Genomic DNA, 22,033 nt, shown 5'->3' on the forward strand with positions numbered 1-22,033 from the left:
AATAAATCGCTAAAAGTAAATGATGCGGAATACCGCTTTACAGAAATCGAATTTTATTATTATTGTGAGAGCCATAAAGATGGATACACGCACATCCATGAAATGGAAGCCGGGCGATGGCGTTTCCACAATCAGGGTTTTGACATTACGCTCCGCGGTTGAATTCTCATTGTCAGCTTGTAGTAATTTCGCAACAGGTTGTTGCGAAATTGAGGAAGACCTAAGCTTTTCTTCAATCTGTTTGAAAAGTATAAGGGTTTGGACGGTGTAGTCTTCTGCAAACTGCTTCATATAAAGAAGATTTCTAGGAGACAACCCTTTGATGGCAGGAAACTCTTTTTTCAAATCTGCAGATAGTCGATCGATGATCTTGGCACCCCAACCTTCTTGTTGCTGGCTGATAAGGATAGACCGGCCTAATTGCCAATAAACGAGCAGCATCTGACTGTTGGCGGCGATAGCGATTTTAACCTGGCTGAGCTTTATTTTGTACTTTATATCACTTAGGAGTGATTTATACTGTTCTTCGTTAATCATGGTTCATGATATTTGGTTTTTAGATTGATACAAAGATATGACAATATGTTAAGCTAAAAAAATTAGATTTGAATTATGCCCCCCGCACCGGAGATTGATTCATTAGATGCGACAACCACCATTGGTATAAGGTCAAAGCCCGGCCATTATGTAGTGCTGGATATAGTTGGTCTATTGAATTTCCTCGGATTGTTATATTGCATAAATCTAATCCGTAAGGGGGCTTAATGATCGGGAAGCCGAACTGGGAGTATTTGCTTCGTCAAAGGTTACCGACTTCATCACGATTTGGATACTGCCAATAGGCATCTGGTTTGTGCAACCACGGATACAGCGGGTTTTGAAAGCTTTGGGATGATGGGGTACTTCTACAAAGATGGCGGTGGGGTGGTGTCTGCATTGGCTAATCAAGAACGTCGGTTTAAAATCACAAGCCTGTCTGATTCAGTTTCTTTAATACAATTGCAGCATACTCCTCTTTATGCCCATTAGTTAAAAAGCTCCTGTCAATCCAGGCCTGGATTTCGTTGGCTCTTATAGAAAAGGCTTGATAGACGTTATCCCTAACCTTGTCCGCAATGCCCAAGCTGGTTGCAAAGTGATCAAAGTCAGCGCGCGTTATTTTGCGTTTTCGGGCATTTAAAGTCAAAGCTAGCTCTTCCTGGTCTTTGGAATAAATCAAATTCACATTCACTCAATCATACGCCGGTGAAGCAAGATACCTCTTTCGGTATGCATCAACGAAAAGTTTTTTAGATGCATATCGTTATTACCCGTTAGAAAACAGAACAGTACCATTCTAAAGTATTTAATTACGTCCAGCCCCGAATTGGTAGCATACTGTTTGATAATTTTACCGGCACGTTCGTACGAACTCTTATATTTTTGTTCGGTAAGTAGCTCGGAAAGTTGGCAGAGGTCTTCGACATGAACCTTCTTCCCTTTTACACGGTCAAAACGTTTGGTTATATAGGCTAATTCGCCACTTGAAGTTTGTATTAACGCATGCTCGGCCGTTTCAATTTTAAATAACTTCGCTAAATGCATCGTTAAATCCTCCACCCCTGGCATAGCGGGAAAGTCCGAAGATTGGGGTTTCAAAATATAATCGCCCCAAAGACCTACCAATGTCAAACGCTTGTTACCTCGCTCTCCTTCCAGACTCAAGGATAATTTAGGCTGTACACCAGTCACCGCTAACCGCTCATTGACGGTAATTCGAGCCAATTGGTTTAATGTTTCTTTATCATTTATCAGTTACCCCCACTTCTTTGCCAAACAATGCTAAAACATCGTTTACTTTATCCAGGCGTAGTGTTTTTTTTCCTTGCTCAAGATCACGCACGAATTTCAATCCCACGCCTGCATTCAGGGCAAGCTCTTCTTGCGTTAATTTGAATTCTTTTCGTTTGGCTTTTACAAAAGATCGTATCGTTGACATAGTATATCCTTTCGGGTATAAAACGGAAAATTTAGTATAAATTATATGCGATAGGGTATACCTTGGCAACTGATGCTGTAAAGGCAGGAAAGTTGCTTAACTTTTCATTCCGAACGGTGGTGTTTCGACACAGCAACGCTAATAATTAGATAGGTCCTTATAATCATCCAGCCGAGGCGGATAACCATCTGGCAATTTGCCGTACGCTTCGAAGTAAGCCTCCACCTGCATGAACGGCGGCTCAGCGACCTCCTTAAAGTACGCCTCCTCGAAGGTATCTTCAAGTCGACAGCCATGGTCTTCGGCCGATTTGACGATGCCAAGCATATCCGAACGGAATTGCCAATCATACCCATTGTTCCTCAAATAGCGGAAAATGAAAACTAGCAAACGATATAATGCCTGCCCGAGTGTTGTACCTATCGTAGCGTTGTAAAACGGTGGCGGGGTATTGGTGAAATGGGGCTGTGCGCGGCCGGCCTTCCGCTCTTTGACGACCCGCAGGATGCGCGACCACCCGACGAAAGGCCTCGCCAAGAAATGATACAGGCGATCTTCCGGATGATAGACCGTACTGTACCCGCCGACGATCAAATCGAGTGCATAAAATGTCCCAGTCAGCGCGCCTTGGTACAACTCCGATGACGGCGGCGCTGGATAGTGGGCAGCGATGTAGTCTTCGAATGAGTATCGTGCGAGATGCCGATCGCGGAAGCGCTGAAGGCGGTAGCGCTTGTAGCGACGCGCAATATTGGGTTGTCTGATGGAAGCGATAAGGCGGAGCGTGTTGCAATAGGGTTCGTTCCGTTTGTCTGAAAACCAATCGGACATCGCGTTGATAACCGACACGATCAGGTTATCGGTGGCTTCATCGGGATAGCGTGCGTAGATGTTTCTCATAGCTGGTGTGGCATCACCTTACGGGTGGCAATGCATGTTCGTCTCGGTATGTGAAATAGATCCATAACAATTCGGTTTTCACAAGCTGGTCAACTCGTTAAGAAACGCAAGATAGTGAATTACGGAATATTGTACAAACGAAGCAGGGAATATTGCTTGTATTTGCGGGTCGTATGGAAACCAATCCGGTTTTTCATCCTATTGGTAGATACAAGTATAAACCCATAAATATCATGGCTGAATTGAACACCGGACGGAGGCTGCAACCCAGGGTTGACCTCACGGCAATGGTAGACCTGGCATTTTTGCTGATCACCTTCTTCATGCTTACCACGACCCTCAACAAGGAGCAAGCGCTTGATGTGGCAATGCCAGACATCACAGATTCCACTGACTTCGCTCCGCTGGCAGACAACCGCACAGTGACACTTTTGCTGGGAGAGGATGGCCGTGTAGACTGGTATTGGGGTATGTTGGACAAACCGCTGGCAGGCCCGCACTCGACGGTAATGGGCAAAGATGGTATCCGAGAGGTGCTACTGCAGAAAAAAGACGAGGTGCCGAAATTGACCGACGACGGCAAGGGTCTTATCGTGGTGATACGGCCAAGTGCACGCGCGGCTTACGCCAGCTTGGTGGACGCATTGGACGAAATGCGGATCTGTGGCATCAACCAGTACATGATCGGCGAGATCAGCCCGGAAGAGGAGACCATGCTTTGAAGTGCGCTGCTCGGCACTGGAAAACCGGGCTTTCTTTTGACGAGAGTTGCCATGACTGGGGCAAAGTCATAACATTTTTGGATTTGAATCCCGAGTTATTATAATATTTTTGGATTTGAATCCCGAATTATTATAACATGCAAATACCAACTGGATGCCGAACGGATTATTTTGGGTGGCCTACAAATTCGTTCCGTTTGTCTAAAAACCAATCGGACATCGCGTCAATAACCGCCACGATCAGGTTATCGGTGGCTTCATCAGGATAGCGTGCGTAGATGTTTCTCATAGCTGGTGTGATTACGATTAAACGGCGTCTTCTGCCATTACCTGGTTCAGGATTTCTAAACTGGCGGCCAGTATCGGCTCGATCGTATTTACATCGTTTCCTACGGTAAGCGAGCGGTGGTCGATGGTGATCCGAAGGCGCTGAGTGACCTTGGTTATAGACGGCGGCTGCACATGGATGAACCGGTGCGTGGCGTAAGATGGATGGTGAGACCAGTCTACGCGGCGAAAATCAACGCCGTCGGATTGCGCAATCAGGATGTTATAACGCCGGTTCCGGACCGCGATGCTCTTTTCGTCCTTGACAACATCCATATCCGGATATCGCCCGGTGAGCATCCCAGCCAGCTGGCCAACAAAATCCGCTTCAATGAGCAACCGATGCTGTGCTTCAATCTTCTCCTGCACGGCTTTGTCGGAAGCGCCGATGTATTGACGCAGGCTAGGATCTTTGACACGGCACGTCCGAAAAACTTGCACAATGGCTTCGGGGTCCGTATTGCGTGTCCATATCCGGTAAGCAGGGGCGTACGGGCCTGTCCGCACATCGATCCCTTCGTAAAACGTGTCGTACTTGTTCAATTTGCAGCTTACGTCCAATTCCACGATGGACAGGCTACTTGCTGTTTCGATAATCGTATAAGCCGTCATGAATTCAGGAACATCCGGTGCTGGCTGGTAACGGCGCTGTACGATGGCGTGTTTGCCAAGATCTTCTTGAACCAGGGTGGCTACCTGCCGCTCGGTAAGCCGAAGAAAAAGACAGTGGCGGTCCGGATCGTACCGGTCTATGGAGACTTCCAGATTTTCACCCGATTGCAGCCTGGCCAGCACATATGTCAAATAAGGTAGCGCATCACCGTAGCTGGCATCCTCACGCAGCATGATGCCCTCATAATCGCCATACCAGAAGGTGGGCTCGGCATCGGCAGACCGGCGGACTTCGACGGATAACGGTTGCTGCTGCCACCAAGCCAGCCTGAGATAAGTATCCATTTTGCGGGCGAAACGGCTATACAATTCGCGCAGGAAACGGTCGGCATCGCCTGGCTCCCTGCTGAGGGTGATGGCCTTCTCGATAAGGGCTACGTACCGGATGAATTGCTTGGGATCGAGCTCCTGTTTGTAATACGTAAAAAAAACGCGGAGCAGCACCTTTTCTGCTTGCTGGCGGCAGAGCTGAAGGGTGCCGAGTTCCAGCAACTTGAATGTATTAGCGCCCTGCCCGGGAACATTGAGAACCGAGAAGCGCTTATCGGTGTCTACGAAACGCACCAGGTTATCCGTGCCCAATAACCCGAAAAGCAGCCGCCAATCCTCATATTGATAAGCCGGACGGCAATACAGGGCGATATCTCGGCCACGGGCAGCGTCATCGCGATGCTGACCGACCAACACATCGCCGACTTGGGGCGGGCTGTACGGGCGCGGAAACATTCTTTCGTGAATGTATATGGACTTATTATCGGGCAGGACAACTACGCCCCCGCCCTTTTCTGCGTTAAACCACCGCACGACGCCGATGAACGGCTGCAGGCGTGGCTCCTTGGGCTCGCCGCGGTTTTCAGGACGTGGAAACTCCATCTTAGTGAGGTGGAACCCGCCGCAATGTTCGCAATAGTACGCCCTGCGTTGCTTTGGCTGTCCATGCCGCCGCTTGGTGCGCCGTTCTTCCGACAGGCGTTGCTGCATGCGGTGTGCCCATCTCATCTGGAACATCGCCATCTCGGCATCGCGCCGCGACACAAAAATCACCTTGCCGGTGGCAAAGCACTTTCGTTTCGGTAGATGCGGTAGTTCCATAACAAATCGGTTTTCACAAGCTGGTCAACTCGTTAAAAACGCAAAATACGGAATTACGGAATATTGTACAAACGAATAGATTAAAGCCATGGATAACAAGAGTAACCAATCAGGCGATCAAAAATAAAAGACGGGTACGGAAGGCTCAGTACGAAGCGCTGAAAGTAGTTAATACAGAATTGATCAGTCTGAAAAAGTCCCTTTCACTAATAATAGAATTAGTTTTTTCTGACATCAGGAAAATGGTCGGTTCGACTTTATAGAGATATAGTTCGGATTTGTGCTTATCGACATGCCATAGGAGGTAGCGCTTGCTGCGTTTGGGGTATCGCGGCAACTTAAAGAAGCCGAGCGCGAGGATAATAGCCTAATTAGCTTTGTCGGATGAATGTTTGCTGTGGTGATATGTTGAATCAACCTTCAGGAGATATAGCCCGGTTTGCCGCTTATCGATGTTACAGATGGTAATATGGCATAACATTCAGTTAACATTCAATCAAATCGTTTAATTATATTTGAATTTTCTAATCTTATAAACCGATCCTTAGTAGTAGTGGCAACGAGGCATGGACGAGCGTGATTTAGTAAACGGCTTAAAAAGCGGAGACAACAGTGCGTACGAATACGTATACCAAAGTTATTATGCCTTACTTTGTACCTATGCATTCAAATTTGTGCATGATAGGCTAGTTTCCGAATCCATTGTCAATGATGTCATCTACGCTATTTGGAAAAACAGGGAGAACCTTGTTATCGAAAAGACATTGAATCACTACTTAATCCGTGCAGTAAAAAACAGGTGTATTAATCATTTCACCCAGCAGAAACAACAACAGTTTCTTAGAAATCAAATATTGCTCGAACACTCATTCGTCAGTAATGAAAGCAGCTTCGATAAGGTGGTGTTCCAAGAACTGGAAAGCCGGTTAGAATCAGCTATTAAGAAACTGCCACCACTCACCGAAACCATTTTCCGGATGAGCCGGTTTGAACAGTTGAAGTACCAAGAAATCGCAGATAACCTCGCTGTTTCGATTGATGTGGTGAAGTACCACATCAAGAGCGCCCTTTCTTCCTTGCGTGTTTCTTTAAAGGATTACTTGCTTCTTTATGTTATTTTCATTTCTTTTTAACTTCCGTTTACCCGCTTTTCAATTTCAATTGTCTACTTAATATAATCGGAAAATGATAGAAAATGAGCCTTTTTGGAAGACGTTGGTTATTGGCTTTTTGGCTAACGAATTAACAGCGGATGACGAACGGAAACTGATGGATTGGCTTGAAGCTTCTGCAGACCACCGGCAATATTTTCAGGAAGTGGAGAAAATCTGGTTTGTAGGTGATTTACACGCAAGCCAGCACCGATATAACGCTAACGTGGCATGGAATCAATTCAGCGACCGAATCGGGAGGGAGGCGGCAACTGCGGATGACCGCCCTCCAAAGCGGATGTTCTTTAAAAGATTATTGCCCTATGCCGCCGTTTTGGCGCTGGGATTCCTTATGGGCTTTCTGGTGCTGGAGTGGATTGAAGCGGACACCGGCCGGAACGAGGTACTGGTGATGAGTACGCCGAGAGGCTCCATGTCCAAGGCGATATTGGCCGACGGCACCACCGTGTTCCTGAATGCCGACTCCAGAATGACGGTCTCGCCAGGTTTCGGGAGGAGCGAGCGAAGGGTGCAACTGAGCGGAGAAGCATACTTTGAGGTGGCAAAAGATGAGAAACGCCGGTTTGTGATCGAAGCAGACGGAGTAGAAGTGGCCGTGCTGGGCACCAAGTTTAACCTCCGAAACTATGGGGGCGACGACAAATTGACACTTCATTTACTGGAAGGTGCGGTACAAATGGGGGGCGAAGGGCTAGACGGAGTGGTGCTAAAACCCAATGATGAAGCTGTGTTGCTGAAAGCGACGAGTGAAATCTCCATTGCCCATCGAAATGCTGCACAGGCCATCAGATGGACGGAAGGCAAGCTGATTTTTGATTCCTTGCCTTTCCATGAAATCAAAATTGCGTTAGAACGGCATTACGATGTGGAGATACAGGTGCATGACGACAAACTGAATAACCGGATATTCTTCGGCGAATTTGAAAATGGCGAAACGATCGAGCAAGTACTTAATGTGATCACAGCAGACGGCTCGTACCGCTATACGATTAAAAAGAATAAAATTGATATTTATAAGTTATGATACAAGACTAACACAACCAAGAAATGCGCTAACTAAATGAAAGCGCGCAAACCGTAGATTTATTTAATTAAACGAGATTAACCAATGATTAAAAATAAACTTTTTCCGAAGTTTAAGGGGATTCCTTTAGCCTATTCTTCGCGGATTTGGATGCTTCTCATGATAGGCCTGACCACCTTATCCGTATTTGCTTCCTCCATTTCACTGAACAAGCGGATATCTATCCGGGTAGAAAACAAAAGCATTAAATACGTGCTTAAGGAGATAAAGCGGCAAACCAGCTATTCTTTTTGGTACGATGTAAACCTGGTGAATGATTCCAAAAAAGTCTCCCTAGCTGTTGCGAACGGCACGCTGGAACAGGTCTTGAATGAACTTTGTACACCATTTGGGCTCGATTTCACGGTTAATGAGCATCATATTGTCCTATCACCCAAACGCGGCAGCGCTTCAGAAGCGGCGCAGCAGACTTCCAGAAGCTCCGGCACGGCGCAGCAGACCCAATACCAGGGGTTTGTGCGTGACCAACTGGGCGAACCTATTGTTGGTGTGACCATTAAAGTTTCGGGTGCGCCCAATATCGCTACCACCAATGAAAACGGACGGTTCCAAATCCAGAGTGCTGTTGGCGCAGTTTTGGAGTTCAGCTATTTGGGTTACCGCTCCAAAACCATCACATTGGGTGATGTCACCACGCTGAACATCGAGTTGGAGGCCGTAGACAAAGCGTTGGAAGAGGTGGTGATCGTAGGGTATGGTGCGCAAAAAAAGGTGAACCTAACCGGTGCCATTGCTGCAATCAACGCACAGGAAATCAGTGAGATTCCCTCATCCAGCCTTTCGAATGCGCTAAGCGGTCGGATGTCGGGTGTGTTGATTACGCAGACCGTAGGCAAACCCGGTGCAACGTCCAATATTAAGGTGCGTGCCGACGGCACCTGGAACTCGGCAGCGCCCCTGTACGTCATCGACGGGATTGTACGCGATAAATTTGCGTTTGACGGGCTAGACGCCTCGGAAGTGGAAAATATTTCTGTGCTCAAAGACGGTGCCTCGGCGGCGATCTACGGTGCGCGCGCAGCCAATGGCGTTATCCTCGTGACCACAAAACGGGGTAAGGTGGGCAAACCCGTAATCAGCTATACCGGCTCATTCGGTGTGTCTGACGCTACGCTGATTCCTAGCCGCCAAAGTGGATACGACCAAGCCATCCTGATCAATAACAGCTTGGCTATTGATGGCATCCCGACAACAGACAACCGCTACTTTACCAATGATGAGCTTGACTATTTCAGCAAAAACCAATGGGATTGGCTTGGCGACTCCTGGGAAAATCCGATCAGAAACCGGCACTCGCTGAATGTAAATGGTGGATCTGAACATATCCGTTTTTTCGTGGGCGGCACTTACTACAACGAGACAGGATCATTCAGAAGCTTGAATTTTGACCGGTACAACCTACGGGGCAACTTGGAGGCTAACATCACAAAAAACCTGGTGGCCTCGCTCAACTTGAACATCGAAAACCGCGATGACCTCAAGCCGTATTGGCGATGGGACAGCGACAACGATAACATGGCCGACCTTTATAAAGCGCTATTGGTTCGGTCGCAAATGCTGCCCCCTTACATCAATGGCCGGCCGAACGGGGGTTTTGTGGAGTGGCATCCGCTGGAAATCCTGTCAGACCATACGGGCTACAACCGCAAACGCTACGGAAATTACGACGCTACACTGGCGTTGGAATACAAAGTGCCGCAGATCGAGGGGTTGAGCCTCAAGGTGATGTATAACCGGTACAACAGGCACAGCTTTATCAAACAGTTCAACCGCCCATACCCTTTATTCAATCCGGTCATGACCGGTGGGCACGGGCATATCGCCACCGATGCGATTGAAAGCGTGAAGGTGCGCAATGATGGGGATTTCCTCATTCAACGCTATGATCGCACAGACAACTACCAGTTTAATGCCATGATCAATTATGGCAACCGCTTTGGCAAGCATGATGTCAACGCGACCTTTGTATACGAACAAGCTGAAGGCGTGCTGGATTGGTTCAATAGCCAGCGCAATTTCTTCATTTCATCGGCCGTAGACCAATTCCTGGCCGGCAGCCCCGATGCCCTCCATTCCACTGTAAACGGCACCGGCGAAGAGTTTGGCCGTCTTTCTTATGTGGGTCGGCTTAACTACGGGTATAACGACCGTTACCTATTGGAAGCATCTTTCCGGTATGATGGGTCGGCCAATTTTGCTCCCGATCAACGCTGGGGCTTCTTCCCATCTGTATCGGGCGCTTGGCGCATTAGCGAGGAGTCGTTCTTCAAAAATAACGTCCGCTTTCTTGACGAAGCTAAATTACGGGCTTCCGTGGGCTTGCTCGGCAACGATGCCGTGGGCGGATGGCAGTGGCTGCAGCAGTATAATTTCATGAGCGGCTCCACAGCTGTGACTGGTGCCCAGTTCGGTGGCCTGAGCAGTGGCATCATCGCCGGTGTGGTGCCCAACCCGAACATCACCTGGGAGAAATCGCTGAATTACAACATTGGGCTCGACACCCGATTCCTGCAAAATAAGCTTGCGTTGACCATGGATGCCTTCTATAAGCATACCTACGACATCTTGGGGGCCCGACTGGAAAGTTTGCCTACCACTTTCGGGGCGCCGATGCCTGCTGAAAACTATGCCGAAATCGATGCCCGCGGCTTCGAAATTGAATTGGGATACAATGACCAGTTAAACCAAAATTTCTCCTACCAGATACGGGGCAATTTCGGCTATGCGACCAACAAACTGATCGTTAAGGATGAAGCTGAAAACATCAGGTCCTTCCGTTCTGAAATCGGGCTCAATACCGGCCGGACCTTGGGTTACCTCGCCACCGATATCATCCGTACACAAGCCCAGCTGGATGCGCTTCCCGAAGGGTATACCATCTTTGGGCAGAAGCCCGAATTGGGCATGCTGAACTACCGCGACTTGCGGGGGGCCAATGCGGATACGCCAGATGGCAAAATCGACGAGAACGATATGGATTGGATTGTAAACCGTACCATCCCTCCGGTAAACTACGGGTTAATGCTCGGCGCGAAATGGAAAAACTTCGCCATTGAAGTATTCGTGCAAGGCGTGGCCGGCAATGATGTGCTGATTAACCAACGTGGTATCGAAGCCAGGCCGCATGTGACCAATTTTGACTTCTGGACCGACCATTGGACACCCGACAACCCGGATGCTAGCTTTCCCCGGCCGGGCAGAAACGCCGCCGACGCCGCATCTACCTTCTGGGTGCGTGATGGATCGTTCGCCAGGCTGAAAAACTTGCGGATTGCTTACGACCTTCCCGCAGATTGGCTGCGAAAAATCAGTGTCTCACAGTTGCGCGTATTCGTGAATGGCGATAACCTGTTCTTACTGCAAAACAACGTGAAGTATTTCGACCCCGAAAATTCAAGCATCATCGCTTATCCGTTAATGAAAAGCTATGCAGTGGGCATTAACCTTAATTTCTAATACGATCATGAAAAGAAACGTAATCTATATAGGTATGTTGCTGATGGGAACCATCGCGGCATCCGGATGTAGCAAAGTGCTTGATAAGCGTAACCTATCGGCCATATCGGACGACTTGGTTTGGAACGACGAAAACTACGCGGCAGCGTTCCTGAATAAATTGTACTTGGACAACCTGCCGTCGTGGGATATCAACGTATCGTCCCATTCAGACGAAGCCTCTCCGGAGGCGGGAAACCAAGCGATCCTTTACGGACAGTTGATTAGTACCTCCATCGATGAGTGGCATTATGCGCAAATCCGTTCGATTAACCTGGCCATCGCCAATTTGGAAAAGAGCAGCTTACCACTCGAGACCAAAAATAGCTTCAAAGCGCAAGCGATGGTGCTTCGGGCGTGGCGCTATTTCGAGATGGTACGCCTATATGGCGGTGTACCCTTGGTGTTGCGTCCGCAAGAGCTATCTGAAGACCTTTACCTCAAGCGGGCTAGCACATCGGAATGCATCAGTGCTATTGTTGCTGATTTAGACTTTGCCGAAGCAAATTTACCCTGGCACTGGAGCGGCTTGGATGAGGGGCGCTTTACCAAAGCGGTAGCCCAAGCACTGAAAGGCCGTGTATTGCTCTATTTCGCCAGCCCGCAGTTCAACCCCAATGAAGACCAAGGCCGTTGGGCTGAATCATACCAGGCCAATAAACAGGCGAAAGAGGAATTGGCAGCCGAAGGGTACGGCCTTTACGAAAGCTACGCTGACCTGTGGTTTGACGAGATGAACCGCGAGGTGATTTTTGTGAAACGCTTCCAGGAACCTTCCGTGGTACACAGTTGGGATGCCAGCACCCGGCCGCTGTCTGAAGCACAAAATTTCTCAGGCGCCAACCATCCCACCTGGGACATGGTATTGGCCTATCCCATGGCCACCGGTGTATCCATTGACGACCCTAATTCGGGCTATGACCCCATTTACTACTGGAAGAATCGGGATCCACGGTTTGCCGCCACGATTGCCCATAATGGCGCACTGTGGGAGCTCAGTGGTAAAAGTGGCAGAAAGCAGTGGACCTATGAAGGTGCCGAAGCCAACGCCCCTACGTTATCCGGCTTCTACTGCCGCAAAGCCGTCAACGAAAGCTATGAACCGTTCTTCACCGAACGGAGCAGCACCGATTGGATTGAACTGCGCTATGCTGAGGTGTTGCTGAATTTTGCCGAATCGGCTGCCGAAACAGGTCGTTTGGATGAGGCGTATGACGTGCTGAAGCAGATCAGGCACCGAGCCGGTATCGCTCCTGGAAATGGGCAGGCATACGGCTTGAAACCCGGTATGAGCAAAGCCGAGCTGATTGCCGCTATCATGCTGGAGCGTAAGCTGGAGTTTGCCTTTGAAGGAAAACGTTATTGGGACCTTAGGCGGAGAAAACTGTTTGATCAAGAGCTCAATGGCAAGCGCCGCAAAGGATTGCTTCCTAAGCTTAAGGTTTCGAGTGCCCAATTCGACCAAGTTAAAGACCAGTTTGACATCGATACTCAATATCACCTTTATTTTGAAGACGAGGTGATCAATGTTGACCGTGTATTTGACATCAATTTCAGGGATAACTACTATTTTTATGCTATCCCGAACAGGCACTTGGAATCGAATTCCAACCTGGAGCAGACTATCGGTTGGGATGGCGGCACGTTCGATCCGCTGAAGTAAATGAGAAAACGATTGCTTAAAATCGGCAAAAAAAAGACAAATATAATCCTATGGGTGTTACATTAATCAGAATAAAGAAAGCAGCGCTCGCCGCGCTGCTCATCCTGACCATCCACGTCGTGATGGCAACAGAACTGAAAACCGCTCAAACGCAGGTAACCATCAACGACAATGGATTTTACAGTTCCATCAAGGTTGCCGGACAGGAGATCCTCGGCGCAGGCGCTTACCCTATGCTATCGGCTGCCAAAGGCGATCAGATCATCCTGCCCCGCGCCCTGGAGGTGCAAGGCAAACGTTTTGTGCTCACCATGGAAGACGGGCAGAAAATCGAATTGCGGGTGGAGCAAAACCCCCAGGCCATTACCTATGAAATCACCCAAATTAGCGACGACTACCGCTTGGTGGTTTTCGGGCCGCTCAAAGTATCCCTGCATGAAGTGGTTGGCGAAATTGTGGGCGTAGCGCAGCATGGCGATATCGCTTTTGGCATGCAGTCGCTCCACATTAAGACCAATGGGGGCATCCCCGAGGAATACGCCGCCGCCTACAGCGAGAAATTCGCATACACTGGGCCCGATACGGAGCTTTCCGTAGCCAGCATACCATTCCATAACCTGGCCGCTGTAGACGCCCAAGACGGCACGGTATTCCAGCTGTCTAGCCGTGACCGACAAATACTGGAGTACCGCAACGTACAGCAGGTGGAGCGCTCGCTCACGCTGCCCATTACCGGGCCGGATGCCCGTATCGTTGGATCAAAGATCGCCTTGTTCGGTGACCTGCGGACATCGATATTAAACCGGATTGGTCGGGTTGAGGTGGAGCAGGGGTTGCCCCATCCCATCATAGCGGGCGAGTGGGACAAGGAATCGCGCGCGGCCATGGGGTCCTACCTCATCTCCAATTTCTCCGAAGACGATTTTGATTTCGTATTAGACAAGGCTTCCATCGCTGGTTTCAAGAATGTGTATCACACCGATCCGTTTGAGACTTGGGGCCATTTTCAATGGAAACCCGGTTTTGTAAAGGGTGGCGACGAAGGCGTCAAAGCGCTGGTAGATCGCGCCAAGGCAAGGGGCATCCATGTAGGTGTGCATACCTTGACCAATTTTTTGACGACCAATGACCCTTACGTGACGCCAGTGCCCAGCAAGAAACTGCTCAAACAGGGCGAACTCACCTTGACTCATCCCCTTGATGCGACACAAACGGAGATCGAAATCATGCACTCCGATTTATTCGATGTACCCCTCACGCTCAATGCGATGCAAATCGGTGATGAGCTCATTACCTTTGGCAAGGTAACCCACTCGGGCGATCGGATCAAACTCACCGAATGCACGCGTGGTGCCTTTGGCACTAAAAAAGCAGCCCATGCGCAGGCAAGTACGCTCTATAAGCTGTGGGATTATCCCTATAAGACCTTGTTTCCGGACTTGGAACTACAGGATGAGTTTGCGCACCGACTGGCTGAGATATTCAACAAAACGGGCCTCAAGCAAATCTCTTTTGATGGCTTGGAAGGAAGCATGTATACCGGCCATGATTATTATGCCACGGCTCGCTTTATTACCGAGTATTACCGAACACTAAACGATAAGGTAGACCTCATCAATGACGCCAGCCGGCTGGACCACTACCTATGGCACATCCATACCCGCATGAACTGGGGTGAGCCATGGGGTGAGGAAATGCGCAAGGGACAAGTAGAAAACCGGATCAAGAACCAAGATTTTTTCAGGCGAAACCTTTTCCCCCGTATGCTGGGTTGGTTTCTAGTCAGGTTGGCGGAGCGTAAATTCGAAGCCACCACATTGGAGGATTTGGAATGGGCTCTTTCCGAGTCGGCCGGTTTCGATTCAGGATATGCCATGAGCATCAACATGCGTACCCTCAAAAACCACGGGCAGATAGACCAGCTGCTGGAGGCCATGAAGAACTGGGATGAACTGCGCTTCGCACAAGCTTTCTCACCCGAACAGATGGAACGGCTCAAAGATCCTGAAACCGAGTGGCACCTCCAGAAATTGGATGCCACTAATTTCCTGCTCTATCCGCTCCATATCTCCACGAGGTACCGTTGCGACCTGGCCGAAATGCAACCCGGGCAACCCGGTGGGGCCGACTGGTCGTGGTATTCGCCTTACGAAAGCACTTATGCATTACGCCTGAAAGTGGAAGGCGAAGGTGCCATCGCCAACCCGTCATTCACTACCACCCGAGGTGTGGTCAAGATTGAAGCCACCATTGAGGCAAACCAGTACCTGCTACTGGATCATGACGGCAATGCCACGGTAACCGACCAGAATTACCGCGTATTGCATCGGCCTAACGTTCATGGCAAAGCCGCATTGGCCGAAGGATCGTCGAGCATTGCCTTTGCCTGTGATGCCGTGGACGACAGCACACCGGAGGTCGTGGTTAGGTACATTACTCGGGGAACAGCCGAAAAGATTGTGAACCGTTAGCTTCTCATGTTAACGTTCATTTGTGTTGTGGGGATTGCCTTAAGAAATTAGGCAATCCTTTTTTTATAAGTGGATAATGCAATTAAGACGAAAGGGTGTAAGCATTTTGGTTAAGAGAAGAAAGTACACCGCGCCGACAGGTTTAACCACGGGGTGATTTTTTAAAAATGTAAGAGAAAAATCTCAGGGATATGCCCCAAAGACCCTTATTGTTATTTTATTCCTCGACGGGCCTCTGCGCAACCACCCCGGTGTTGTACTAGTGGTAATGGCTCCCGTATAGCGATAATCTGCTTTAACTTGACCATCAACAGCGTCACTGTAAATAGAACCTACTTTCCCCACATAATCAAATGTCGAATTTCCACCTGACATCGGAAAATTAACACTTCCAGCATCTAACTCAAATTCCCCAGCTGTTGCGCCATGCTGAAAACAAAAGCAATTTTGTTGCTTTTGTTTATTTGATACATTACATTTGCAACTTGATTGCTTTTTATTGAGACAAGTTGCCAACAGATAAATTAGATAATTCGTTAAATAGTTTGCTTACTACGAACGACAACCTGCATTGCGTATACACTAACTATTCAAAACTTGGCATCAAGCACGCCGGCATCTCCGATCTGCGGGTCGGTACTGACGGTCCCGGACGGAAGTATAAATTACGTATAAAAACAGACAAACAATGAAGAGAAACATGACAAACAAAATGAAATACCTGGCTCTGGGTTTCATGGCCTGCGCGGCAATGGTGTCCTGTAACAAAGATGATGATCCGGTGCCATCTAAGCCCACCATCGAAAACCTGGAGATCGGGTCGGGTAACAATGGCATCGGTATGATTGGTCGAGACTTCCACCTCAATATGGACATCATAGCCGGCGAGCTGATCGAGACGGTAGCGGTCCAATTACGCCAGCGAAGCGATGAAGAGTATGCTCACGAGTGGTCACATGAAATCACCTGGGAAGAATATCGGGGGGTGAAAAATGCCAATGTACACAAGCACTTTGATATTCCTGGAGATGCTGCAGAAGGTCTCTATGACTTTGTGATTATTGTCAACGATAAAAATGGTACGACCCTAGAAGAAGCGAAAGAAATCAAATTAATTGACCCGTCGAAACTTCCGGTAGATCCAACGATGAGTGTTTTTAACCTAAGGCGAAAGGTGGGTGATGGTGATTTTGAAAGGATCTATAGCATGCTAGAGGGATTCGTAGATCCGACTAACAATACGTTCCATAAGGGGGATCACCTGGAGGGATTGGCTTCAGTCAGTAACTTGCGGGACAATGGCAGTTTGTATTTGTTGCTTATCAAGAAAAGCATGGGCCATAAGCCAGAAACGGTGGATGATATTGACTTTTCAAAAGCCATTGTATGTGATGCATTGGTGCATGAAAACATCAAAGAACGCAGGAGCGTTTCCAATTTTCTCCTGCTCACGGAATGGGGCGAACGCGAACGGCCCGAATTTATGATAGGAGCTACCGAGGACAATAACATACCTGCTCCCAGCCCCATTGATGGAGACAAAGCTTGGGAAAACGGAGCGTATTATTTCGGCGTGGTTTACACCAATTCCACACACAATCTCAGCACTCACTATTACGTCGAGCTTACTATAAATGGATTTTAACAACCGTGAAAACAGATGCTCACATCCTGGTACTGCACTTGGATACGGAGCTGACCGCGCCGGCCGGCCACTATCATGTACGTCTGAAAGTGGTGGATCAGGCAGGCAAGGAGAACGAATTCGAGGAACATTTCGATAAATAACCCGATTTGAAATGAAGACCGTTGCAATCATGGGATTGCGACGGCTTTTTCCGCTAAAAAAAACATCAGCGTTTTTGATATTTTAGCATATCGCCCGTGGTATTTGCCGGGGGCGTGGACGTGCGTGGCACGGCCGTGCGAGGTCAAGCACTGGCGCAATTCGATTAGGAGCTCGATTGAGCGTTGGTCACAAAACTAACCGTAGTTACGACTTTCCAATTTCCTCGTAGCACTACGGAAAACACCGACTGCAGTGTGGTACGGAGAAATGCGTACTAACCTCGCGCTACCTTTGTAGCGATGAAAACACTGCTATTACTTTGTGCCGCTTTGCTGACAAGCGGAAAAACAACTCCTGAAGTGACTTTGCCGGCCGCTGACACCTATTTTTACGGTACGCTCAACGGGAAAAAATTTACCGGCAGGCCCGGCGAATTTTACTACTGGTTTGCAGGCGAAGATTTGTTTCTGTCTTGCAATTTTTCGGAAAGCGAAATGTTCTACGCATGGATAAACGGCATGGGGCCTACCGCCCGGACGGGTACTTTTGCATGGTACGACGGCTCTTCCTATGCAGGGCAGAAAGGTAAAGCCATCCTGCAGCAAATTATTCATGGCAATTCTTATTCTCGCCCAGATACGTGGCGGAAAGTATGTGAACCCGGCGGGCACACTAGATATCAGGCATCGGAAGGTGGCATCACGATCTCCAAGATTGAGACGGCCAACGGTGTGACCATCCTCGAAGGCACGATGACAGCGACTTTGTGGGATAACCGGACTCGGTGCAATGCCGCGAAGACTGCCGAAGTATCGATTGCCTTCCGCATCGCTGAATCCAAATTATAGGGTCGCGGGCTTCGAGTGGGGGAGGAACCCGTTCATGTCTCGCTAAATCATCTTCAGACAGCTTCGTTTGCGTGATACGCTTCGCTGGCCATGCCCTTATCTTTGTTTGAAGGTAGGTGTGTACCTATTTGACAGATTAGGAGCTAATCATCACGTCGCCGTTTACTTTCGAGTTTCTTGGGTTAAGTGTTACTTTTGTTCGGATTCGTTAAGGTATATAATAAACGCTTACTTTAGAGGCGATAACGAAACGTATTAATATGCAACACAAGAACTAAGAATATGAACTTACTTTTTTTAAATTTGGGAACCACGGAACTGGTCATCGTATTGCCGCTTTTGGCATTCATGTTTTACAGCCTTTTCCATGCGGCTACAAATACAAATATCCCCGGTTTGCACCGCTTGATTTGGGGGCTGGTAATCTTGGCTATTCCTGTGCTTGGCAGCGTGGCGTATTTGGTAATGGGCAGGAAGGCGGCGAAAAACTCGGTACGCGGATAACAATGTGTCTGCATAATTAGAAAGTAAATACGGGCGAGATTTTTAGGTGTGCGGAGCATGATTTAAACCCGTCATATGTGGAAATCAGTCCGGTTTTTCATCCTATGATAGATACAAGTATAAACCTTAATATCATGGCTGAATTGAACACCGGACGGAGGCTGCAACCCAGGGTTGACCTCACGGCAATGGTAGGCTTAGGAGCAAGCGCTCGATGTGGCGATGCCAGACATCACTGATTCAACTGACTTCGCTCCGCTGGCAGACAACCGCACAGTAACGCTTTTGCTGGGAGAAGATGGCCGGGTGGATTGGTATTGGGGTATGCTGACGGAACCGCTGGCTGGCCCGCACTCGACGGTAATGGGCAAAGATGGTATCCAGGAGGTGCTACTGCAGAAAAAAGACGAGGTGCCGAAACTGACCGACGACGGTAAGGGCCTTATCGTGGTGATACGGCCAAGTGCACGCCCGGCTTACGCCAGCTTGGTGGACGCATTGGACGAGATGCGGATCTGTGGTATCAACCAGTACATGATCGGCGAAATCAGCCCGGAAGAAGAGGCCATGCTTTGAAGTGCTGCTCGGCCGGGATAACCCGGGGGGCGTCACAGGCCACGAACCAATACACAGTTCATGATCTATAAATCCCCAAAAAACGACTACAACAATCTTAGATTTGGCTACACCTATTTGGCGAAGTTGTCTGAACTTTGTTTCAGCAAAAACAAGGTTATGAAAGCACACGCAGTAACCGTAAGCGCGATAGCGTCTTTAGATTCACAAGTAAAAGTCTAGCATCATGAACACAAAAAACAAAGTAGCAGTAATAACGGGCGGAAGCCGCGGGCTTGGAAAGAACATGGCCATCGCTATTGCCAAAAAAGGAATAGACGTGGTGATAACGTACAACAGCAGCAAAGAAAAGGCTGACGAGGTGGTTAGCGAAATCGGGTCGTTGGGACAAAGCGCTTTTGCCTTTCAGCTTGACACGAGAAATGTAAGCGCCTTTGATGCATTTATCAACGAGGTGACCGGCCAACTGCAAGAAAAAACAGGTAGTCCGAATTTCGATTTTCTTATCAACAACGCCGGAACGGCGCTGTATGCGCCTATTGCTGAGGTTAGCGAGAGCCAGGTGGATGAGATATTCGATATACACTATAAGGGGGTGTTTTTCTTGACGCAGAAAGCGCTGCCCTTTATCAATAACGGCGGGGGGATTATCAACGTTTCGTCAGGATTGACCCGGATGACGTTACCGGGTTCGTCAGTTTATGCTTCTGCCAAAACTGCCGTGGAAACCTTTACGCGCTATCTGGCGAAAGAATTGGGCGAACGGAAAATCCGAGCCAACGTGGTTGCTCCAGGAGCAATTGAGACGGACTTTGGCGGTGGAAGAACGCGTGATAATAAAGAAATTAACGCGATGATTGCGGGATATACAGCCCTCGGCAGGGTGGGTCTGCCCGATGACATCGGCGGTGTAGTGGCCTTTCTGTGTACCGAAGAGGCGTATTGGATAAATGCACAGCGCATTGAAGTTTCGGGCGGGCAATCGCTGTGATTTTTTTACCTTAGTGAGATGAAGCCGTTAACGATTAAAACCATCAGCGATTTTCATCAGCTGCACCGGCTGGCGCCACCCGAGCATCCGCTCATCAGCGTAGTGGACTACGCGGAGGTGGCATTGGCGAAAAGAAACAACCCGATGCCTACGGTTGCTGAGTACTATTCTATTTCGGTAAAACGGGGGTTAAGCGGAAAAATGCGTTATGGCCAGCAAGCATATGATTTCGATGAGGGGGTGATGTATTTTTTGGCGCCTAAGCAGGTATTACAGGCTTCTCCGGTTCCTGATGAAAACACCCGCCCTTCTGGTTGGATTCTGCTGGTTCATACTGATTTTTTGTGGGGAACATCACTTGCGAAAAGCATGAAGCAATACGATTTTTTCGATTATTCGGTAAGCGAGGCTTTATTTCTTTCGGAAAGGGAAGAAGCAACCGTCAACGGGATAATTGCTAACATTAAGCAGGAATATCAGGCCAATATTGATAAATTCAGCCAGCGTATTATTATTTCGCAGATTGAAACCTTATTGAATTATTCGGAACGTTTTTACGAACGGCAATTCATTACGCGGAAAATAGCCAGTCACCAAATTTTAAATCGGTTGGAGGATTTGCTGGATGATTATTTTAACAGCCGTGATCTCATGCAGAAAGGGGCGCCAACGGTTCAATCGGTGGCGGATGAACTGCATGTGTCGCCGAATTATCTTAGTAGTCTGTTAAAAGTGCTAACGGGGCAAAGTACCCAACAGCACATTCACGAAAAGCTGATTAAAAAAGCGAAAGAGAAATTATCAACGACCAATTTATCGGTCAGCGAAATTGCTTATGAACTTGGGTTTGAACACTCGCAATCATTCAGCAAACTGTTTAAAGCAAAAACAAGCCAATCGCCTTTGGAATTCAGGCAGGCGTTTAACTAGGCCCCTCACTTAATGAACATGCAATTGCCATAAACCCGGATGGTATCGTAGGTTAAAGAAAATCTCAGGAAATTGATCGAGCGGTGCCGGACGAATATGGCAGCGTTTGATATGGCCGTTCTATCCAATCGGCCGGTTTTAGAGAAAATTAGCTTATCTTTGCGTAAAGGAGGTAGATATGTACACGGCGATAAAAGGAATCTATGAAAATGGTAAAATAACCTTTACTGAAGAGCCTCCAGTAAAGTCTAAAGCGGAAGTAATGATTACGTTCCTCACCGGTCAAGACAGTGCTGAAAAAGCGCCGAAAGGGAAAGTGAAGATTGGGCTGTTGGAGGGTAAAATAAAGCTTCCGGAAGACTTTAATGAGCCGTTGGATGACTTAAAAGATTACATGTAAATATGTACTATTTACTTGATACCCATGTATGCATTTGGGCTTTAGCAGACCAAAGTAAGTTGTCTGATCGAGTGCGGGAGATACTTGAAAGCAATGACAACGGTTTTTTCGTAAGCAAAATGAGCTTTTTCGAAATAGCTATTAAATTGAAAATCCGAAAGTTGACGGAGTTTAGGGTATCGCTCGACGAATTCATTGATGCTACTTATCGCTCGGGATATAATACACTGTCAATTAAAGACGAACATTTCAAGACTTATATGGAGATGGATTTTACGGAGAATCATCGTGATCCATTTGATAGGTATTTACTCGCGACTGCCAAATATGAAAATCTTTCCTTCATAACGAAGGATGAAAAGTTTGAGGCCTATAAGGAGAGCTACCCTATTATTTGGTGAGCGAAGGAACTAGCAACT

22 protein-coding genes are annotated in these 22,033 nt (G+C 48.2%); 15 read left to right on the forward strand and 7 right to left on the reverse strand.

What is annotated here, in order from left to right:
* Window positions 1–9: 9 nt before the first annotated feature.
* From ACFOET_RS19800 to ACFOET_RS19820, 5 genes are all read right to left on the reverse strand, one after another.
* On the reverse strand, window positions 10–537 hold the full coding sequence (locus tag ACFOET_RS19800) for a DUF1016 N-terminal domain-containing protein (protein WP_379025954.1): 528 nt from the start codon (window positions 535–537) through the stop codon (window positions 10–12).
* 427 nt (window positions 538–964) lie between these two features.
* Complete coding sequence (locus tag ACFOET_RS19805; RefSeq protein ID WP_379025956.1) at window positions 965–1,225, reverse strand: hypothetical protein; 261 nt, start codon at window positions 1,223–1,225, stop codon at window positions 965–967.
* Between the two features lie 2 nt (window positions 1,226–1,227).
* A complete protein-coding gene (locus ACFOET_RS19810) occupies window positions 1,228–1,764 on the reverse strand; it encodes a HipA domain-containing protein (protein ID WP_379025958.1) in 537 nt (178 codons plus the stop codon).
* 19 nt (window positions 1,765–1,783) lie between these two features.
* Window positions 1,784–1,978 (reverse strand): type II toxin-antitoxin system Y4mF family antitoxin, encoded by a 195-nt coding sequence (locus ACFOET_RS19815; RefSeq protein WP_379025960.1) that lies wholly within the window; start codon window positions 1,976–1,978, stop codon window positions 1,784–1,786.
* 138 nt (window positions 1,979–2,116) lie between these two features.
* The gene (locus ACFOET_RS19820) at window positions 2,117–2,878 is read right to left on the reverse strand and encodes a hypothetical protein (protein ID WP_379025962.1); all 762 of its coding nucleotides are present in this window, start codon (window positions 2,876–2,878) and stop codon (window positions 2,117–2,119) included.
* A 233-nt stretch (window positions 2,879–3,111) separates the two neighbouring features.
* Here ACFOET_RS19820 and ACFOET_RS19825 point away from each other — a divergent pair, with 233 nt between their 5' ends.
* Window positions 3,112–3,600 (forward strand): ExbD/TolR family protein, encoded by a 489-nt coding sequence (locus ACFOET_RS19825; RefSeq protein WP_379025964.1) that lies wholly within the window; start codon window positions 3,112–3,114, stop codon window positions 3,598–3,600.
* A gap of 166 nt (window positions 3,601–3,766) precedes the next feature.
* Here ACFOET_RS19825 and ACFOET_RS19830 read toward each other — a convergent pair whose 3' ends face one another.
* Both ACFOET_RS19830 and ACFOET_RS19835 read right to left on the reverse strand, forming a co-directional pair.
* Window positions 3,767–3,889, reverse strand: a complete 123-nt coding sequence (locus tag ACFOET_RS19830) for a hypothetical protein (protein WP_379025966.1) — start codon at window positions 3,887–3,889, stop codon at window positions 3,767–3,769.
* A 17-nt stretch (window positions 3,890–3,906) separates the two neighbouring features.
* Window positions 3,907–5,691 carry a hypothetical protein gene (locus ACFOET_RS19835; protein ID WP_379025968.1) on the reverse strand — a complete coding sequence of 595 codons (1,785 nt, stop codon included), beginning with the start codon at window positions 5,689–5,691 and terminating at the stop codon, window positions 3,907–3,909.
* Between the two features lie 566 nt (window positions 5,692–6,257).
* On the opposite strand from ACFOET_RS19835, the gene ACFOET_RS19840 reads away from it, so the two are divergent.
* The 14 genes from ACFOET_RS19840 (at window position 6,258) to ACFOET_RS19905 (ending at window position 22,015) form a co-directional block, all read left to right on the forward strand.
* Window positions 6,258–6,824, forward strand: a complete 567-nt coding sequence (locus ACFOET_RS19840; protein ID WP_379025970.1) for an RNA polymerase sigma-70 factor — start codon at window positions 6,258–6,260, stop codon at window positions 6,822–6,824.
* Window positions 6,825–6,876: 52 nt separating this feature from the next.
* Window positions 6,877–7,887: a FecR family protein gene (locus ACFOET_RS19845; protein WP_379025972.1), complete on the forward strand. Its 1,011-nt coding sequence runs from the start codon at window positions 6,877–6,879 to the stop codon at window positions 7,885–7,887.
* Between the two features lie 84 nt (window positions 7,888–7,971).
* Window positions 7,972–11,403, forward strand: coding sequence for a TonB-dependent receptor (locus ACFOET_RS19850; RefSeq protein ID WP_379025974.1), 3,432 nt, complete (start codon window positions 7,972–7,974; stop codon window positions 11,401–11,403).
* Between the two features lie 7 nt (window positions 11,404–11,410).
* Window positions 11,411–13,105: a RagB/SusD family nutrient uptake outer membrane protein gene (locus ACFOET_RS19855; RefSeq protein ID WP_379025976.1), complete on the forward strand. Its 1,695-nt coding sequence runs from the start codon at window positions 11,411–11,413 to the stop codon at window positions 13,103–13,105.
* A gap of 50 nt (window positions 13,106–13,155) precedes the next feature.
* Window positions 13,156–15,576 (forward strand): hypothetical protein, encoded by a 2,421-nt coding sequence (locus ACFOET_RS19860; RefSeq protein ID WP_379025978.1) that lies wholly within the window; start codon window positions 13,156–13,158, stop codon window positions 15,574–15,576.
* A 688-nt stretch (window positions 15,577–16,264) separates the two neighbouring features.
* The gene (locus ACFOET_RS19865) at window positions 16,265–17,221 is read left to right on the forward strand and encodes a DUF4625 domain-containing protein (protein ID WP_379025980.1); all 957 of its coding nucleotides are present in this window, start codon (window positions 16,265–16,267) and stop codon (window positions 17,219–17,221) included.
* A 5-nt stretch (window positions 17,222–17,226) separates the two neighbouring features.
* A complete protein-coding gene (locus ACFOET_RS19870) occupies window positions 17,227–17,364 on the forward strand; it encodes a hypothetical protein (RefSeq protein WP_379025982.1) in 138 nt (45 codons plus the stop codon).
* Between the two features lie 300 nt (window positions 17,365–17,664).
* Window positions 17,665–18,213 carry a hypothetical protein gene (locus tag ACFOET_RS19875; protein WP_379025984.1) on the forward strand — a complete coding sequence of 183 codons (549 nt, stop codon included), beginning with the start codon at window positions 17,665–17,667 and terminating at the stop codon, window positions 18,211–18,213.
* Between the two features lie 282 nt (window positions 18,214–18,495).
* Entirely contained in the window at window positions 18,496–18,717 is a 222-nt protein-coding gene (locus tag ACFOET_RS19880; RefSeq protein ID WP_379025986.1) for a PLDc N-terminal domain-containing protein, read from the forward strand.
* A gap of 222 nt (window positions 18,718–18,939) precedes the next feature.
* Window positions 18,940–19,293 (forward strand): ExbD/TolR family protein, encoded by a 354-nt coding sequence (locus tag ACFOET_RS19885; RefSeq protein ID WP_379025988.1) that lies wholly within the window; start codon window positions 18,940–18,942, stop codon window positions 19,291–19,293.
* Window positions 19,294–19,519: 226 nt separating this feature from the next.
* A complete protein-coding gene (locus tag ACFOET_RS19890; RefSeq protein ID WP_379025990.1) occupies window positions 19,520–20,284 on the forward strand; it encodes an SDR family oxidoreductase in 765 nt (254 codons plus the stop codon).
* A gap of 18 nt (window positions 20,285–20,302) precedes the next feature.
* Window positions 20,303–21,214, forward strand: coding sequence for a helix-turn-helix domain-containing protein (locus ACFOET_RS19895; RefSeq protein WP_379025992.1), 912 nt, complete (start codon window positions 20,303–20,305; stop codon window positions 21,212–21,214).
* Between the two features lie 178 nt (window positions 21,215–21,392).
* On the forward strand, window positions 21,393–21,614 hold the full coding sequence (locus ACFOET_RS19900; RefSeq protein ID WP_379025994.1) for a DUF2281 domain-containing protein: 222 nt from the start codon (window positions 21,393–21,395) through the stop codon (window positions 21,612–21,614).
* 2 nt (window positions 21,615–21,616) lie between these two features.
* Window positions 21,617–22,015 (forward strand): type II toxin-antitoxin system VapC family toxin, encoded by a 399-nt coding sequence (locus ACFOET_RS19905; protein ID WP_379025996.1) that lies wholly within the window; start codon window positions 21,617–21,619, stop codon window positions 22,013–22,015.
* Window positions 22,016–22,033 lie beyond the last annotated feature (18 nt).

Source organism: Parapedobacter deserti, assembly GCF_042646065.1.
Taxonomy (GTDB): Bacteria; Bacteroidota; Bacteroidia; order Sphingobacteriales; family Sphingobacteriaceae; genus Parapedobacter; species Parapedobacter deserti.